Raw genomic sequence first — 14,836 nt, forward strand, 5'->3', positions numbered from 1 at the left:
TCGGCGAGCTCGGCGTGCAGCCGGTCGATGATCGTGCGGAAACCCGCGAACAGCAGGAGCGGCAGCTCGAAGCCGGGGGTTTCGCGAACTCGCTTGCCAGATTCGACAACCTGGTTTACCTTTTCGTCAACCACGTTGACCATCTTAGGGGGAACCTTGTTCACCGATCACACCGTCGAAACCGCGCCCGAAGCCTCGCGTCGCGCCATGGAAGCGACCATCCGGAAGTTCGGGCACCTCCCCACCGCCGTCGCCCGGCAGGCGTCGTCACCCGAACTGCTCGACGGATTCCTGAAACTCAGCGCGAGCTTCGAGCGGACGACACTCGATCCCCTCGCGCGGGAAACGGTCGTGATGACCGTGGCGACCCGCAACGGCTGCGAGGTCTGCGTCGAGATCCACACGGGCAAGCTGAAGGGTCACCACGCCGACGACGACGTCATCGCGGCGCTCCGCTCGCAGCAGCCCGTCCCCGACGAGCGGCTGGAAGCCGTCCGGCAGTTCACCTTGGCGGTGCTCGAAACCGCGGGCGCCGTCGACGACGAGACGCTGCGGACCTTCTTCGGGCACGGATACACCGAACGGAACGCCCTCGAAGTCGTCATGGGCATCGGCGCCTACACGATGTCGACGCTGGCGAACAGGCTCATCCGGGCCTAGTCGCTCAGCGTGATCACCCCTCGCGGCCCGGATCACTCCAATGGCCGCCGATCTTGATGTATCTGGGCAGTCCCGACCGTCTCCTGTCTTGTGCAGCCGAAAGTTCGCCACCCGCGGCGCGGCGCACCGGCGGTCTGGCCTGCCGAGGGGGCAGACCAGACCGCCGAAAACCGAAGACGTTCCACAGGTGTTGGGGGTGCGTGAAGGCCTCCTTCGCTCGGCTGAGCCGAGTGGAGGAGGCCTTCACGTGTCTTGCGCATTTAGCCGACTAACTGCGCTCAGGGGGCGGGACGCGGCTCAGGTCCGTGAAGGCCTCCTNNAAGGGGTCCTTCACGTACTTGCACGCGTCGCGGGTGCGTCAGGCTTCGAGCGCCCAGCGCACGTACCGCATCACCGGCACGAAGCCCGCCTTCTCGAACACCCCGAACGCCCCGGACGGATCCGCCGAGTCCACGTTCAAACTCGCGCGGTCGTAGCCCTGCTCGGCGGCGGCCCGCAGCGCGTGCCCCATCAGTACGCTCGCCACACCCCGCCGCCGGTACTCCCGAAGCGTCCCGATCGCCATGAAGTGCGCGTCGCGGACGCCGGTGGCCTCCGTGTCGGCCTCCCACCACATGGTCACCAGCATTCCGACCGCGGTGCCCGCCTCCCGAAGCAAAAAGCTGGCCTCAGGCTGGAAGGTCTGATTGGTGATCTTGTTCCGCCAAAGCTCGACAGGCATCGGCACCGCGCCCCAGTAGTCCCGGTACGCCTCGTTCCGGACCGCTCGGAAGTCCTCGTCGTTCCATTCCGACCACGGTTCGATCGTGAACCCGTCGGGGAGCGCCGAAGCATCCAACTCCGAGAGCGTGTGCTCCATCCGCTGGAAGTAGCGCACCGGCACGAACCCCCGGGACCGGACGAGTTCGGCCAGCCCGGCGATGCGCTCGGGCCGGTTGACGTCGACCACGAGTTTCGCGTCCGGGTGGTGCAGCGCGTGCACCACCTTCGCCGCCGCCACCCCGGCGTCGACGAGCGCGCCGCCGATCCCCCGCCGGCGATACGCGGGATGGACTCCCCCGTCGAGGAAGACCCGATGGATCTCCTCCGCGGACGGCTTGAAGCGGATCTTCATGTAGCCGGCCATCACGTCGCCGTCGAAGGCAGCAAGACTCGCCCGTTCCAGGTCCGCGTACGGGTCGACCAGCTCCTGGAGGGTGTCTTCCGCCGTGTAGTTCTCGCCGATCCCGTCGACGGTCTCCATCGCGTTGAGGAGGTCGGCCGACGCCTGGGCGTCCTCGGGCCGCAATGGCCGCCACGTGAGGTCGTGCATCCGGCCCAAGGTAGTCCCGCGAGGGCGGGGTGTCGCCGGGTTTTCGGTGGGCGCAGTAGGGATCGAACCTACGACCGCTCGGGTGTAAACCGAGTGCTCTCCCGCTGAGCTATGCGCCCGGGAGGCGGCACCCGCGCACGGGTGCCACCGTGAAGACTCAGGCCAGCGAGGCCACGGCCTTCTTCCACGCCTGCTGGTCGCGCGCCTCACCCGGCTGGTTGACCTCGGCGAACCGCACGACGCCGTCCTTGTCGATCAGGAAGGTGCCGCGGGTGGCCAGGCCGGCCGCCTCGTTGAAGACGCCGTACGCCTTCGCGACCTCGCCGTGCGGCCAGAAGTCCGAAAGCAGCGGGAACTGGTAGCCCTCCTGCTCGGCCCACGCCTTGAGCGAGAACGGGGTGTCCACGGACACACCGATCACCTGGACGCCCTGGCCGTCGTAGTCCGCGAACTCGTCGCGGAGCTGGCACAGCTCACCGGTGCAGATGCCGCTGAACGCGAACGGGTAGAACACGAGCAGGACCGGCTTGTCACCCTTGAAGGACGACAGCGTCACGGACTGCTTGTTGTAGTCGTTGAGCGTGAAGTCCGGGGCTTGCGATCCGACCTCGACGGCCATACCGGCGGTTTCCTCTCAAGAGCGAACAGGGGCCTGCGACGACAACCCTATCGTGTCGATCGCGCGGCTCCCGAAGTCACCGCTTGGTCTTGGACGACTTCGGCGAAACCAGCCGCGTGCCCGCCCACTTCGGGCCGGCACTGATGTTGGCCGTCTGCGCCAGTCCGACCTGCGGCACCGCCTCGGCGATGTCACTCGGCTCGACATGCCCTGGCTGGCCCGTCTTCGGGGTCAGCACCCAGATCACGCCGTTCTCGTTCAGGGGAGTCCGGACCTCGATCAGCGTGTCACCGAGATCACCGTCGTCTTCGCGCCACCACAGCAGCACCACGTCGATGACCTCGTCGGCGTCCTCGTCGAGGATGTCGCCGCCGATCTGTTCCTCGATCGCCGCACGAAGGTCGTCGTCGACGTCCTCGTCCCAGCCGATCTCCTGGACCACCATGTCCGGCTTGATCCCGAGCCTTTCGGCGACGCTGCTCTGATCAGCGTCTCCCGCGGCGACCACTGCTGTCACTCCTCCAACTACGACGGAGCGTGGTGTCGCATCGGCCTCGACGGCCGGGCGGGCACCACACTCGGGTACACGATGCCCGTTAGCGAACACTGGTGAAGCGTTCCGCGCAACCGTCCACACCGGATCTTGAACAACTCGTGTCGCGGCGTACGGACATTCGGCCCACTCTCACGAGGCCAATTCGGGCGCGCCTGGGCACCTCCGAACGGCCTGCTTTAGGGTGGGAGAGAAAACGCGCGCGCGAGTACAGGCGCGTGCGAGGCGTGTCGCAATCGGGTCCGCGAACGTTACCGATCAGTAGCGGTGACGCGAACGGAACCGGAGGACGACGATGGAAGGCGAACACGCCCGCGTACGAGCACAACCAGCTACCACCTTTCGCAAGGAGACCCCTTGGCCCCGCAGAACGACGGCGCCTCCGGCAAGGAGACCCCGGCACGCGTCCGCGTCATCCGTGACGGATTGGCGGCGCACCTGCCCGACATCGACCCGGAGGAGACCGCCGAATGGCTGGACTCCTTCGACGAGGCGCTGGCCAGGGGTGGTCAGCAGCGCGCCAGGTACCTGATGCTGCGCATCCTCGAGCGGGCCAGGGAGCGCCACGTCGGCGTCCCGGCGCTGACGTCGACGGACTACGTCAACACCATCCCCACCGAGAACGAACCCTGGTTCCCCGGTGACGAGGAGATCGAGCGCCGGTACCGCGCCTACATCAGGTGGAACGCCGCGATCATGGTGCACCGCGCGCAGCGTCCCGGCGTCGGCGTCGGCGGGCACATCTCGACCTACGGCTCGTCCGCGGCGCTGTACGAAGTGGGCTTCAACCACTTCTTCCGCGGCAAGGACCACTCGGGCGGCGGCGACCAGATCTTCATCCAGGGCCACGCCTCCCCCGGCATCTACGCCCGCGCGTTCCTCGAGGGCAGGCTGACCGAGAGCCAGCTGGACGGCTTCCGCCAGGAGTTCTCGCACGCCGGCGAGGGCGGCGGCCTGCCGTCGTACCCGCACCCCCGGCTGATGCCGGAGTTCTGGGAGAACCCGACCGTGTCCATGGGCCTCGGCCCGATGAACGCGATCTACCAGGCGCGATTCAACCGCTACCTGCGCGACCGCGGCATCAAGGACACCAGCGACCAGCACGTCTGGGCGTTCCTCGGCGACGGCGAGATGGACGAGCCGGAATCGCGCGGCCTCATCCACGTGGCCGCGAGCGAGGGCCTCGACAACCTGACCTTCGTGATCAACTGCAACCTGCAGCGGCTCGACGGCCCGGTGCGCGGCAACGGCAAGATCATCCAGGAGCTGGAGTCGTACTTCCGCGGCGCCGGCTGGAACGTCATCAAGGTCATCTGGGGCCGCGAGTGGGACTCGCTGCTGCACGCGGACCGTGACGGCGCGCTGGTCAACCTGATGAACACCACGCCGGACGGCGATTTCCAGACCTACAAGGCCAACGACGGCGCGTTCGTCCGCGAGCACTTCTTCGGCCGCGACCCGCGGACCAAGGAACTCGTCAAGGACCTCACCGACGCCGACGTCTGGAACCTCAAGCGCGGCGGGCACGACTACCGCAAGGTCTACGCGGCCTACAAGTCGTCGCTGGAGCACCACGGCCAGCCGACGGTCATCCTGGCCCACACCATCAAGGGTTACGGCCTCGGACCGTCCTTCGAGGGCCGCAACGCCACGCACCAGATGAAGAAGCTCACCCTCGACGACCTCAAGCTGTTCCGGGACGCCCAGCGCATCCCGATCAGCGACGAGGAGCTCGAGCGCGACCCGAAGCTGCCGCCGTACTACCACCCGGGCAAGGAATCGCCGGAGATCGAGTACATGATCGGCCGCCGCCGCGCGCTCGGCGGGTTCCTGCCGGAGCGCCGTCCGAAGGCCTCGAAGGCCCTCGTCCTGCCCGGCGACAAGGTCTACGAAGGCATCCGCAAGGGCTCGGGCAAGCAGGAGGTCGCCACCACGATGGCGTTCGTCCGGCTCGTGCGCGAGCTGGCGAAGGACTCCGAGATCGGCAAGCGGATCGTCCCGATCATCCCGGACGAGGCGCGCACCTTCGGCCTCGACTCGATGTTCCCGACGGCCAAGATCTACAACCCGCACGGCCAGACGTACACGTCGGTCGACGCGAGCCTGATGCTGGCCTACAAGGAGTCCGAAAAGGGCGTCATCCTGCACGAGGGCATCAACGAGGCGGGCTCGACCGCGTCGTTCACCGCCGTCGGCACCTCGTACGCCACGCACGGCGAGCCGATGATCCCGATCTACATCTTCTACTCGATGTTCGGGTTCCAGCGGACCGGTGACGGCCTCTACGCGGCGGCGGACCAGATGGCCCGCGGGTTCGTGCTCGGCGCCACCGCCGGCCGCACCACGCTGACCGGTGAGGGCCTCCAGCACGCGGACGGGCACTCGCTGCTGCTGGCGGCGACCAACCCGGCCGTCGTGGCCTACGACGCGGCGTGGTCGTTCGAGATCGCCCACATCGTGCGGGACGGGCTTCGCCGGATGTACGGCGAGACCGGGCCGGACGGCAACGGCGAGAACATCTTCTACTACATGACGATCTACAACGAGCCCTACCAGCAGCCCGCCGAGCCCGAGAACCTCGACGTCGACGGCCTGCTCAAGGGTCTCTACAAGTACGCGGACGCCCCGTCGGGCGACGGCCCGGAGGCGCAGATCCTGGTCTCCGGCGTCACCATGCCGGACGCGCTGCGGGCCCAGCAGATGCTGGCCGAGGAGTGGGGCGTACGCGCGGCCGTGTGGTCGGCGACGTCGTGGACCGAGCTGCGGCGCGAAGCCGTCGAGGTCGACCACGACAATCTGCTCCACCCGGGCGACTCCCCGCGTGTGCCGTACATCACGCGGAAGCTGTCCGGCGTGAACGGGCCGGTCGTCGCGGTCTCGGACTGGATGCGGGCCGTGCCGGACCTCATCCGCCCCTGGGTGCCGACCGACATGCTGACGCTGGGCACCGACGGGTTCGGGTTCTCCGACACCCGCCCCGCCGCCCGGCGGAAGTTCCTGGTCGACGCCCAGTCGATCGTGGTCGGCACGCTGAGCGCGCTGGCCAAGCGCGGCGAGATCGACCAGTCGAAGGCGGCGGAGGCGGCGCGGAAGTACCGTCTCGATGACGTCGCGGCCGCGGGTCCGCAGTTGTCGGACTCCGGCAGCGCCTAGCACTGCCATGAACGGTCCGTTCCTTGCGAAATTTGCAAGGAACGGACCGTTCATTGCGTCCGGGACCGGACGAGCTAGGGTGAGACATCGGATGTTTGCGGAAAGGGTGAGCGAGTGTGACCAAGCGTCGACTGCCGAAGCCGAGTGAGCTGAAGCAGATCCTGCGGCCGAAGCCGATCGTGCTCAACCCGACCGACCGGCGGCTCGCCGGCGCGCACACGATCGCCGACCTGCGGATGCTCGCCCGCAAGCGGACGCCGCGGGCGGCGTTCGACTACACCGATGGCGCCGCGGAACTGGAAGACAGCCTCCGCCGCGCCCGACAGGCCTTTCGCAGCGTGGAATTCCACCCGAACGTCCTGCGCGGTGTGTCCGATGTGGACACCGGCAAGGAGATCCTCGGCAAGCGTTCGGAGCTGCCGTTCGCGTTCGCGCCGACCGGGTTCACCCGCATGATGAACCACGAGGGCGAAGCCGCGGTGGCCCGCGTCGCGCAGCGCAACGGCATCCCGATGGGGCTGTCGACGATGGCGACGACGTCCATCGAAGACCTCGCCGCGGCCGCCCCGGAGGCCCGCAAGTGGTTCCAGCTCTACGTCTGGCGCGACCACAAAGCGGGCGAAGATCTGATGAATCGCGCCTGGGCCGCCGGCTTCGACACGCTCATGCTGACGGTGGACACCCCGGTCGCGGGCGCGCGGCTGCGCGACGTCCGCAACGGGCTGACCATCCCGCCCGCGCTCACCCTCAAGACGTTCGTCGACGGCGCGATGCATCCGGTGTGGTGGTTCAACCTGCTGACCACCGAGCCGCTGACCTTCGCGTCGCTGAGCCAGTTCGACGGCACGGTCGCCGAGCTGCTCAACCAGCTCTTCGACCCGACCTTGAACTTCGACGACCTCGACTGGGTCCGCCAGACCTGGCCGGGCAAGCTCGTGGTCAAGGGGATCCAGAACGTCGACGACGCGCGTGACGTGGTCAAGCACGGCGCCGACGCCGTCCTGCTGTCCAACCACGGCGGCCGTCAGCTCGACCGCGCGCCGACGCCGATCGAGCTGCTGCCCGCGGTGCTCGACGAGATCCAGGGCGACGCGGAGGTGTGGGTCGACACCGGCATCCTGTCCGGCGGCGACATCGTGGCCGCCATCGCGCGCGGCGCGGACGCGGTGCTCATCGGGCGCGCGTTCCTCTACGGCCTGATGGCGGGCGGCGAGCGCGGGGTTCAGCGGTGCGTGGACATCCTGCGCGCCGAGATGGTGCGGACGATGCAGCTGCTGGGTGTCCGCACTCTCGCCGACCTCAAACCGTCGCACGCCACCATGCGTTAGACCGCGGCCGAGACGCCGGACGGCGCGGTGCTGACCTGCTTCGCCGTCCGGTTCCAGCTCCACCAGCCGTGCACGACCAGCCCGGCGAACACGATGTACACCGCCGCCGAGAAGTACAGGCCCGAGGAGAGCTGCAGCGGTACACCGATCGCGTCGACGACCAGCCACACCAGCCAGAACTCGACGAGACCCGCACCCTGCGCGGCGAAGGCCACCAGCGTGCCGACGAAGATCGCGGCGTCCGGCCACGGCGCCCAAGAGGCGTCGAGCGCGTCGAGGACCAGCGCCATCGCGGTGGTGCCGATCACGAACGCGCCGGCCATCGCCAGGCGCTCGCCGAGGCGGCCCTTGCGGACGACGACGCCGTAGACCGGGTCGCTGCGGCGGGACCAGGCCCACCAGCCGTAGATCGAGATGGCGAGGATCGCGATCTGCCTGGTCGCGAGCCCGCCGAGATGCGCGGAGACGTAGACCGAGAACAACAGCACGGTGGCGCCGACCTGCACCGGCCACGTCCACAACGTGCGGCGTTGCGCCAGGAAGACCACGGCGAGCGCGAAGATCTGCCCCGCCAGCTCGGCGAAGGAGATCCATTGTCCGAGCACCGTGACACCGTTGTGCAGCAGGAAGTCCACGTCCGCACCCCTCTCCGTCTACCGCTCCAACATGCTCCGTACCGACGCCATTCCCTAGGGAGTGTGAGGTGCGGAACAGCCAGGTGGCTCAAGAGACGCTGAAGGGCCCATCACCGCGTGTTCCGCGGCGATGGGCCCTTCGGCTCCACGCGGGCCCGGTGCCTTCCTCGATCACCGGGCCCGCGGGATGCTCAGGAATCTACGCGACCGATGCCCACGGGCGAAGTCGGCGGCTCCGAACGGACCTCCTGCTTGCCGTCACCGGCCTCCAGCTGCCCCTGAAGAGTGGCCAGCCAGCCCTGCCAGCGGTCCTGCGCCGGCTTGATCAGACCGCCGCCGAAGCCGACGACGATCACACCGCCGATGGTGGCGAGGACGGTGATCAGGACCGGCCCGGTGATGGCGGTCGCGATGTTCACCTGGCCGAGCGCGGCGATGATGCCGAACGCCATGATCATCCAGTAGGCGATGGTGCCGAGCAGCCGTCCCGCGGGCCGGGTCGACAGCGCCCCGGTCACCAGGTCACGGACGACCTTCGCCACGGCCGCCGCGACGATCACCAGCACGAGCGCCACCAGGATCCGCGGCAGGAACGCGATGATGTCGTTCAGCAGCGCACTGACCGGATTGCTCTCACCGAATACGCCGAACGCGAGCTGCAGCGCGATCAGGAGAATGAAGTAGTACACGAGTTTGACGAGGATCCCGCCCGCGTCGACATTCGCCTGTTTGAGCGTTCCGGTGAGCCCGGTCTTCTCGATGAGCTTGCCGAAACCGATCTTCGACAGAACCAGTCCCAATGCCTTCGACACGGCTTTCGCGATCAACCAGCCGATCAGCAGGATGATCAGGAAACCGATCAATTTCGGCACGAAGGTGGCGACAAGGTTCCATGCTTGTCCCAGACCGTCTTTCAGCTGCTCGCCCACGGCGAACTCCCTCCTCTGCGCATCCGCGACCTACCCGGTGCGGCTTGCGAGGGATCGTTGATCACCGGAACCGCACCGGCAACTCGGCGACCCACGATCGAGTGAGTGAGCTAGCGGGAAAAGATCGACAAGTCCCATACTTGTCCTACCGGTGGGGACCGGGGAGACGAGGCCGTCCGGCGCAGCGAAAAACGCGAGCGCCGGGCGGCCTCGAGTTTTATGCCGGGACCTTTCGCAATTATTGCGCGTTGACCGTCCAATTCGGACCGGAGAGGCGAAGGGCCGCAGGATGACGGCACCCTTTGCCTCCCCGACTAGGATCGGCTGACCATGGCTGATGCGACCTCCGGACGGCGTGTGCCCAAGCACCACGGGCTGTCCGCCAAGACCCTCCGGCGGCTCGAGCACGCCTCCGGCCGGCTCGCGAGCGCGAGCGTGGCGGTGATGGAAGAACGGCTGACCTGGTTCGCCCGCCTTCCCGCCGACCAGCGCGCGAGCGTCCTGCTGATCACCCAGGCGGGTGCCGCCGGTTTCGTCGACTGGCTCCGCGACGCCAAGGAGGCGCTCTCCCTCACCACCGAGGCGTTCCGCGAAGCACCCGCCGAACTCTCCCGCTGGGTGAGCCTGCGGCAGGCGGTCGGCATGGTGCGGCTGGCGATCGAGGTGTTCGAGGAGCAGCTGCCGGAGTTCGCCGCGAACGAGGCCGAACGCGCCGCATTGATCGAGGGGATCCTGCGCTACGGCAGGGAAATCGCGTTCGCCGCCGCCAACTCCTACGCGGCCGCCGCGGAGGCCCGCGGCGCCTGGGACGCGCGGCTGGAGGCGCTGGTCGTCGACGGCATCGTCCGCGGCGACGCCGAGGAAGCGGTGCTCTCCCGCGCCGCCGCGCTCGGATGGGATCCGGCCGCTCCCGCCACCGCGGTGGTCGGCACCCCGACGTCGGATGATCCGCCCGCCGTCGTATTCGAAGTCCGCAGCCGCGCCGCCAGGGTCGGGCGCCCCGTACTGCTTTCGGTACAGGGATCCCGGCTGGTCGTGGTGGTCGCCGGTCCCACCGACGGCAGCGTCAAGGACCGCGAAATCCTCGCCAAGCTGTCGGTCGCCTTCGCCGACGGCCCGGTGGTCGCCGGCCCGACGGTGCCCACCCTCGCCGAAGCGCACCACAGCGCGACCGAAGCGCTCTCCGGCCTGCGCGCCGTCGTCGGCTGGCCCGGCGCGCCCAGGCCCGCGAGATCGATCGACCTGTTGCCGGAACGCGCGTTGTCCGGCGATCCCGAGGCCGAACGCCTGCTCGTGGAGCAGATCGCGCGACCGCTCGAAGAAGCGGGCCCGGCCTTGCTGCGGACGGTGGAGACCTACCTCGACAGCGGCGGGGTACTGGAGACCTGCGCGCGGACGCTGTTCGTGCATCCGAACACCGTCCGGTACCGGCTGCGGAAAGCCGCCGAACTGACCGGCCGCCACGCCGCCGAATCGCGTGACGCCTGGGTGCTGAAGGTGGCGCTGACGGTCGGGCGGCTGGCCCGTGCCCGCGGCCTCTGGTGACAGCGCCCCGGTGGGCCGTGAGTGGGCGTTTCGGGTTCTGGCCAAGGGTGTCTCGGGTACCTGCTGGCTCCAGGCCGCTGGGGAGGGTGTCGCGAAAGCCACTTTCGTGACATCAGACGTCTCGAAAGTGGCTTTCGCGACATGCTCGCCAGGCGGTGTCGTGCCCGGCCACGGCCGACGTTGCGAAAGCCACTTTCGCAACGGTGAAGGCTGCGAAAGTGGCTTTCGCAACCCCTGCCCAGCACCCAACAGGACCCCGGCAGCACAGGTGAGCTCCGAAAACGCCACCCGGCCCGCAGTAGGTACACAAAACCGAAACGCCACTCGCGACCCACGCGACCCGAAGCGGTTGGTGACTCTGCGCAGTGACGGAGTTCATAGGGAAAGCTGGTTGAACCCGACAAGGCTTTTGGGTTAAGCGCGGAGATCAGGAAGGCGCTTTTGGAGGGTTCCGACAATTACGTCGGCCGGACTTGGTGAGCGTCGGCATCACGACCATGGTGGCCGAGAGTGTTCTCTAATGGGGTGACAGTTGCAGTCCTCGCCCCCGGTCAGGGTTCCCAAGCCCCAGGCATGCTCACCCCTTGGCTCGAGCTCGACGGCGCCCGCGCGCGCGTCGAAGCCTGGTCCGAGCGGGCCGGTCTCGACCTCGTCCGCCTCGGCACCGAAGCGGACGCCGAAGAGATCCAGGACACCGCGATCACCCAGCCGCTCATCGTGGCGCTGTCACTGCTGGCGTTCGAACACCTTCAGCGTGAAGCCCCGGTCGCCGCGGACGCGCCGGTCGCCGGTCACTCCGTCGGCGAGCTCGCGGCCGCCGCCATCGCCGGGGTGCTGAGCCCCGAAGACGCCGTCGCGCTGGCCGCCGTCCGCGGCGCCGAGATGGCGAAGGCGTGCGCGCTGGAGCCCACGAGCATGGCCGCGGTCATGCTCGGCGAGCCGGAGCAGGTCGTCGCGTGGCTCGAGGGCCACGGCCTCGCCGCGGCGAACCGCAACGGCGCCGGCCAGATCGTCGCCTCCGGCGCCGCCGACGCGATCGAGAAGATCGTGGCCGAGCCGCTGGAGGGCACCAAGGTCCGCGCGCTCAAGGTCGCCGGGGCGTTCCACACCTCCTACATGGCACCCGCGCGTGAAGCGCTGGCCGCCCACGCTGCGAAGATCACCCCGGCGGACCCGACGCGTCCGCTGCTGTCGAACGCCGACGGCCAGGTCGTCACCAGCGGGGCCGAGTACCTCGACCGGCTGGTCAAGCAGGTCACGAGCCCGGTGCGCTGGGATCTGACCATGGACGGTCTGGTCACCGCGGGTGTCACCTCGACACTCGAACTCCCGCCGGCGGGCACGCTGACCGGGCTGGTCAAGCGGCAGCTCAAGGGAACCGTGACCACCACGATCGCTCTGAAGACGCCGGCCGAGCTGGCGAAGCTTCAGGGGCAGGAGGACGCTTCGTGACCGACCGATCCACTTTGCGGCAGGCGCCGGGCGCCGCCGGGACCCGCATCCTCGGTGTCGGGAGCTTCCAGCCCGAGAAGATCGTGACCAACGACGATCTCTCGAAGATCATGGACACCAACGACCAGTGGATCCGAGAGCGGGTCGGCATCATCGAGCGCCGGTTCGCCGAGAAGGACGAGTCGCTGGTCGACATGGCGGTCAAGGCGGGCACCGCCGCGCTGGCCGACGCCGGCGTGGACCCGTCCGAAGTGGACACGGTCATCCTGCCCAACTGCACGATGCCCACCCTGATCCCGAACGCCGCCGCGCAGGTGGCCGACCGGATCGGCATCACGCATCCGGCCGCGTTCGACCTCAACGCCGCGTGTGCCGGATTCTGTTACGGCATCGGCGTCGCCTCGGATCTCATCCGGGCGGGCAGCGCGAAGAAGGCGCTCGTCATCGGTGCCGAGAAGCTCACCGACCACGTCGACCCGGTCGACCGCGCGAACGCGATCATCTTCGCCGACGGTGCCGGCGCGGCGGTGGTCGGCGCGGCCGACACCCCGCAGATCGGCCCGGTCGCCTGGGGCAGCGCGGGCGAGCACGTCGACCTGATCTACATGCGCGACGACAAGTGGATCTACCAGGAGGGCCAGTCGGTCTTCCGCTGGGCGACCACGCAGATCGCGCCGATCGCCATGCAGGCGCTGGAACTGGCCGGGCTGGAACCGTCCGATGTGGACGTCCTGATCCCGCACCAGGCCAACCTGCGTATCGTCGAAGCCATCGCCAAGAAGCTGCGCGCCAAGGGCGCCCGCGAGGACATGGTCGTCGCCGACGACATCAAGTACTCCGGCAACACCTCGTCCGCGTCGATTCCGCTGGCGCTGGACCACATGCGCAAGGCGGGCACCGTCAAGACGGGCGACGTCGTGCTCGCCGTGGGCTTCGGGGCCGGACTCTCCTACGCGGGCCAGGCCTTCGTCTGCCCGTGATGAATACTTCCCCTGCGGGCACCGTGTCCGCAGGGCAGCCGAAAGCATCACCGAGAAGGGAACAACCAGTGGCAGACAACGCAGAGATCCTCGCCGGCCTCGCCGAGATCGTCGAAGAGGTCGCCGGTGTGGCGCAGGACGACGTGACCGCCGAGAAGTCCTTCGTGGACGACCTCGACATCGACTCGCTGTCCATGGTGGAGATCGCTGTCCAGGCCGAGGACAAGTTCGGTGTCAAGATCCCGGACGACGAGCTGGCGAACCTGAAGACCGTTGGCGACGCGGTGAACTACGTGTCGGCCAACTCCAAGTAAGTCCGACTTCTTGATTGGCGCCGACCTTGGGGAGACTCCAATGAGCAACAACGACGTCGTGATCACCGGGATGGGCGCGACCACGCCGCTCGGCGGGGACGTCGCGTCCACGTGGGACGGCCTGCTCGCCGGGGCGAGCGGGATCCGCCGCATCGAAGCCGACTGGGTCGACGAACTCGAACTGCCGGTGAAGATCGGCGCCATGCTCGCCGTCGACCCGTCCGAAGTCCTGCCGCGGGTTCAGGCCCGGCGGCTGGACCGCTGTGAGCAGGTGGCGCTCATCGCCGCCCGCCAGGCTTGGGCGGACGCGGGCTTCGAGCAGCCGACCGACGAGCATCAGGATGTGGAACCCGAGCGCCTCGGGGTGACCATCGGTACCGGTGTCGGCGGTCCGGTCACCCTGATCTCCCAGAACGATCTTCTGCACAAGCAGGGACTCCGCAAGGTCTCCCCGCTGACCGTGCCGATGCTGATGCCGAACGGCCCCGCCGCGCACGTCGGGATCGACCTGAAGGCGCGTGCCGGTGTGCACTCGCCCGCGTCGGCCTGCGCGTCGGGTGCGGAAGGTATCGCCGCCGGCTACGAGATGATCCGCTCTGGCCGGGCCGACGTCGTGATCGCCGGTGGTGCCGAATCGTGCATCCACCCGATCACCCTCGCCGGTTTCGCCCAGGCGCGGACGGTGTCCACCCGCAACGACGACCCGACCAAGGCGTCCAGGCCGTTCGACGTGAACCGTGACGGTTTCGTCCTCGGAGAGGGCTCCGGGGTCGTGATCCTGGAGCGGGCGGACCGGGCCAAGGCCCGCAACGCGCGGATCTACGCGCAGCTGAGCGGGTACGGGATCACCTCGGACGCCTACCACATCACGGGCAACCACCCGGAGGGCGTCGGCCAGATCGCCGCCATGCGGCAGGCGATGACGATGGCCGGGGTCTCCCCGACCGACGTCGGCCACGTCAACGCGCACGCGACCTCGACGGTCGTCGGCGACGTCGGCGAGGCCGCGGCGATCCGCAACGCCATCGGCGAGCACGTCGTGGTGACCGCTCCCAAGGGCGCGCTCGGCCACCTGGTCGGCGGTGCGGGCGCGGTCGAGGGCATCGCCACGATCCTGGCGATCTACCACGGGCTCATCCCGGCGACGCTGAACCTCGAGGACCTGGACCCGAAGGTGCAGCTCGACGTCGTCTCCGGTGAGGCTCGCAAGGTGGAGCTGGGCGCGGCGATCAGCAACTCGTTCGGCTTCGGCGGGCACAACACGGCGCTGTTGTTCACCCCGGCGGCCTGATTTCAATACGTGAAGGCCCCCTTCACTGCGTCTAGCGCAGTGAAGGGGGCCTTCACGTATTTCGG

General features: G+C 68.5%; 13 protein-coding genes, 1 tRNA gene and 1 pseudogene. 8 read left to right on the forward strand and 7 right to left on the reverse strand.

Annotated elements, in window-relative coordinates; all coding sequences use genetic code 11:
• Positions 1 to 143 (reverse strand): annotated as a pseudogene (locus AVR91_RS44500) (MarR family transcriptional regulator); the annotation flags it as partial.
• 13 nt (positions 144 to 156) lie between these two features.
• On the opposite strand from AVR91_RS44500, the gene AVR91_RS08365 reads away from it, so the two are divergent.
• On the forward strand, positions 157 to 660 hold the full coding sequence (locus AVR91_RS08365) for a carboxymuconolactone decarboxylase family protein (RefSeq protein ID WP_016336113.1): 504 nt from the start codon (positions 157 to 159) through the stop codon (positions 658 to 660).
• Between the two features lie 358 nt (positions 661 to 1,018).
• Here the strand turns inward: AVR91_RS08365 and AVR91_RS08370 are convergent, their stop codons facing one another.
• The 4 genes from AVR91_RS08370 to AVR91_RS08385 all read right to left on the reverse strand — a co-directional run bounded on the left by AVR91_RS08370 (position 1,019) and on the right by AVR91_RS08385 (position 3,099).
• Complete coding sequence (locus tag AVR91_RS08370; RefSeq protein ID WP_063271857.1) at positions 1,019 to 1,972, reverse strand: GNAT family N-acetyltransferase; 954 nt, start codon at positions 1,970 to 1,972, stop codon at positions 1,019 to 1,021.
• 47 nt (positions 1,973 to 2,019) lie between these two features.
• Positions 2,020 to 2,091: transfer RNA gene (locus AVR91_RS08375), tRNA-Val, on the reverse strand.
• A 38-nt stretch (positions 2,092 to 2,129) separates the two neighbouring features.
• Entirely contained in the window at positions 2,130 to 2,591 is a 462-nt protein-coding gene (locus AVR91_RS08380) for a peroxiredoxin (protein WP_016336116.1), read from the reverse strand.
• A gap of 76 nt (positions 2,592 to 2,667) precedes the next feature.
• Positions 2,668 to 3,099 (reverse strand): DUF3052 domain-containing protein, encoded by a 432-nt coding sequence (locus tag AVR91_RS08385; protein WP_016336117.1) that lies wholly within the window; start codon positions 3,097 to 3,099, stop codon positions 2,668 to 2,670.
• 402 nt (positions 3,100 to 3,501) lie between these two features.
• On the opposite strand from AVR91_RS08385, the gene aceE reads away from it, so the two are divergent.
• On the forward strand, positions 3,502 to 6,297 hold the full coding sequence (gene aceE, locus AVR91_RS08390) for a pyruvate dehydrogenase (acetyl-transferring), homodimeric type (protein WP_063271856.1): 2,796 nt from the start codon (positions 3,502 to 3,504) through the stop codon (positions 6,295 to 6,297).
• 116 nt (positions 6,298 to 6,413) lie between these two features.
• Positions 6,414 to 7,625, forward strand: coding sequence for an alpha-hydroxy acid oxidase (locus AVR91_RS08395; protein WP_063271855.1), 1,212 nt, complete (start codon positions 6,414 to 6,416; stop codon positions 7,623 to 7,625).
• On the opposite strand, the gene AVR91_RS08400 is transcribed toward AVR91_RS08395, so the two are convergent.
• Both AVR91_RS08400 and AVR91_RS08405 read right to left on the reverse strand, forming a co-directional pair.
• Entirely contained in the window at positions 7,622 to 8,260 is a 639-nt protein-coding gene (locus tag AVR91_RS08400) for a nicotinamide mononucleotide transporter family protein (protein ID WP_063271854.1), read from the reverse strand. The two genes, AVR91_RS08395 and AVR91_RS08400, sit on opposite strands and share 4 nt — an antisense overlap.
• Positions 8,261 to 8,451: 191 nt before the next feature.
• Positions 8,452 to 9,189, reverse strand: coding sequence for a mechanosensitive ion channel family protein (locus AVR91_RS08405; RefSeq protein ID WP_063271853.1), 738 nt, complete (start codon positions 9,187 to 9,189; stop codon positions 8,452 to 8,454).
• 330 nt (positions 9,190 to 9,519) lie between these two features.
• Here AVR91_RS08405 and AVR91_RS08410 point away from each other — a divergent pair, with 330 nt between their 5' ends.
• The 5 genes from AVR91_RS08410 to AVR91_RS08430 all read left to right on the forward strand — a co-directional run bounded on the left by AVR91_RS08410 (position 9,520) and on the right by AVR91_RS08430 (position 14,771).
• Positions 9,520 to 10,734 carry a PucR family transcriptional regulator gene (locus AVR91_RS08410; protein ID WP_016336121.1) on the forward strand — a complete coding sequence of 405 codons (1,215 nt, stop codon included), beginning with the start codon at positions 9,520 to 9,522 and terminating at the stop codon, positions 10,732 to 10,734.
• Between the two features lie 510 nt (positions 10,735 to 11,244).
• On the forward strand, positions 11,245 to 12,186 hold the full coding sequence (locus AVR91_RS08415) for an ACP S-malonyltransferase (protein WP_076857292.1): 942 nt from the start codon (positions 11,245 to 11,247) through the stop codon (positions 12,184 to 12,186).
• Positions 12,183 to 13,166: a beta-ketoacyl-ACP synthase III gene (locus tag AVR91_RS08420; protein WP_063273136.1), complete on the forward strand. Its 984-nt coding sequence runs from the start codon at positions 12,183 to 12,185 to the stop codon at positions 13,164 to 13,166. Before AVR91_RS08415 ends, AVR91_RS08420 begins: the two co-directional genes overlap by 4 nt.
• A 68-nt stretch (positions 13,167 to 13,234) precedes the next feature.
• Positions 13,235 to 13,480 (forward strand): acyl carrier protein, encoded by a 246-nt coding sequence (locus AVR91_RS08425; RefSeq protein WP_004559006.1) that lies wholly within the window; start codon positions 13,235 to 13,237, stop codon positions 13,478 to 13,480.
• A gap of 40 nt (positions 13,481 to 13,520) precedes the next feature.
• Positions 13,521 to 14,771 carry a beta-ketoacyl-[acyl-carrier-protein] synthase family protein gene (locus AVR91_RS08430; RefSeq protein ID WP_063273135.1) on the forward strand — a complete coding sequence of 417 codons (1,251 nt, stop codon included), beginning with the start codon at positions 13,521 to 13,523 and terminating at the stop codon, positions 14,769 to 14,771.
• The last annotated feature ends 65 nt before the right edge of the window (positions 14,772 to 14,836 follow it).

It is taken from the genome of Amycolatopsis keratiniphila subsp. keratiniphila, from assembly GCF_001620365.2.
Taxonomy (GTDB): Bacteria; Actinomycetota; Actinomycetes; order Mycobacteriales; family Pseudonocardiaceae; genus Amycolatopsis; species Amycolatopsis keratiniphila.

Bases quoted from the DNA above. Each gene is read 5' to 3' on its own strand.
- AVR91_RS08430 (WP_063273135.1), top strand. From the start codon at position 13,521: ATGAGCAACAACGACGTCGTGATCACCGGGATGGGCGCGACCACGCCG.
- AVR91_RS08410 (WP_016336121.1), top strand. From the start codon at position 9,520: ATGGCTGATGCGACCTCCGGACGGCGTGTGCCCAAGCACCACGGGCTG.
- AVR91_RS08370 (WP_063271857.1), bottom strand. From the start codon at position 1,972: ATGCACGACCTCACGTGGCGGCCATTGCGGCCCGAGGACGCCCAGGCG.
- AVR91_RS08380 (WP_016336116.1), bottom strand. From the start codon at position 2,591: ATGGCCGTCGAGGTCGGATCGCAAGCCCCGGACTTCACGCTCAACGAC.